1 protein-coding gene is annotated in these 1,707 nt (G+C 36.8%); it reads right to left on the minus strand.

Annotated features, from left to right (window positions below):
* Positions 1–177: 177 nt before the first annotated feature.
* Positions 178–1,116 (minus strand): homoserine kinase, encoded by a 939-nt coding sequence (locus AC0YNV_RS40635; protein ID WP_475773126.1) that lies wholly within the window; start codon positions 1,114–1,116, stop codon positions 178–180.
* Positions 1,117–1,707: the final 591 nt, after the last annotated feature.

The raw sequence follows: 1,707 nt of genomic DNA on the forward strand, positions 1-1,707 counted from the left end.
GTTTCCAATTTGACGGCTCTCGTCCCATTCCATCCGGGTTACAATTCATCCTGTGGTGAAATCCTGCGAATAAGCGAGCATTCGTGAGAAAACTATAACGTACCGAGGGAGTTTAATTCAGCCCAATTTCCTCTTCCAAAAAGGACAATGTTAAATTTAAATTCTCTAACTACTGATTTAACCAAATAGCTCCTGAAAAAAAACCTCTCTACCTGAATACTCAAGAAAGTCAATTTTTCTTTTCTCGAAAAAATCTACTACATCTCCTCTTTCGAAATACCATACACAATCAAATAGAATGCTCAGCTTAAAAACATCAAACAAATGTCTTTCTTCAATATGGTTCAAACGCCTATGTTGTGTATATTCTGAAATGACTTTCTTTGCTTCCATAATATTAAGGACCTTATCTTTATCGTATTTCCAAGCCCAGTTTGAAATAAGACCTACAAGATCGAATAAAAGATAAGTGTAGTTAGCATCATCAAAATCTAATAAGGCGCTAAATTCATCATGGTTATAAAGAACATTGGAAAAGTGAAAATCTGCATGGCAAATTCCTTTCGGCAACGATTCCGGAAGCTCTAGTTTGAGCAATTCTTTTTCTAGCCATGCCAGCTTCTTTGTTGAATTTGTTGTGTTGATCCGTTTGGATGTCAGCCGGGCTAGCTCACGGCAAAGCTCAACGCTATAATTCCACCGGTCTTCTTTATGAATAGGTGAATAGCTTTGAGTCAAGTTATGTAGCTCAGCAGCCTTCTGTATCAGTTGCTTGCCTTGCTTCTCATTTGGTTCGGTAATATGTTCGCCTTCCATAAATTCAAAAATGACGTAAGGCCTTTGGTTATGAATGCCAACTAAGCAACCTTCCCTATTTTTCAATGGTGCTGGACAGGGATAGTTTCTGTCGTTCAAATAGGTAAGTAAGTCTATTTCAAATAAGACTGATTCTCTCGAACGATCATAATACCTAAAAACAAACTGTCCCATTGTTGTGCGGATCCTAATATTTGTTTGCACAGTTCCAGCAGTAAAAGGGATGGAGTTTATGTATTTTCCAAGGTTGTAAATTTGTAAAATTTGTGTCAGTTCATCTTCAGAAAACTCTGTTTTCATAGCCATATTCTCCTTCAGAGGGTAGAGGTTTGACTGTTCCAAACATATTGTTTCGTTAGACTAACATCTCCCGTTAGTTGAGAAAACAAACACGTCTGCCGTAGCTCCGTTTACGTAGAACTGGGGTTATTCGTATTTATTTTTTATCATAAGTTCTTTTATTTCTCGCAATTCTTTTAATATTTCTTTAGAGTATTGAGTGTTTTTAGAATTATCTATGCCTAATTTAATAATTAGTGCTCCTACTAACAAATAAACGATTAACATTATTATTACGCCCAACTTATTTCATTCCTCTCTTTATAGATACCCATTTTATTTAGCAATATTAATAAGGTTTAACATATTCCGTTTACAATTTGTCTAACTTATTTTACCACAATGTGGATGTTGAAGAGCCGTTAATGATTTATGCAACTCCACTATCCTGCCAGTTACTTCAAAAAAAAAAGGAGCAGCTGCCGCACGCTACTCCACACTATCGTACCCGTTAGCATTCCTGTAGAGCGTTAAATTTCCGCTTTGCAAAAAAACGAGCGCCTCGGTACGATGGGAGTACGCAACGGGTCATAGCCCTTTAAATCCCATCAT

It is taken from the genome of Paenibacillus sp. JT31N11 (assembly GCF_056269285.1).

What these genes read in the sequence shown, in the direction of transcription:
- AC0YNV_RS40635 (WP_475773126.1), bottom strand. Translation starts at nt 1,116, where the DNA reads ATGAAAACAGAGTTTTCTGAAGATGAACTGACACAAATTTTACAAATT.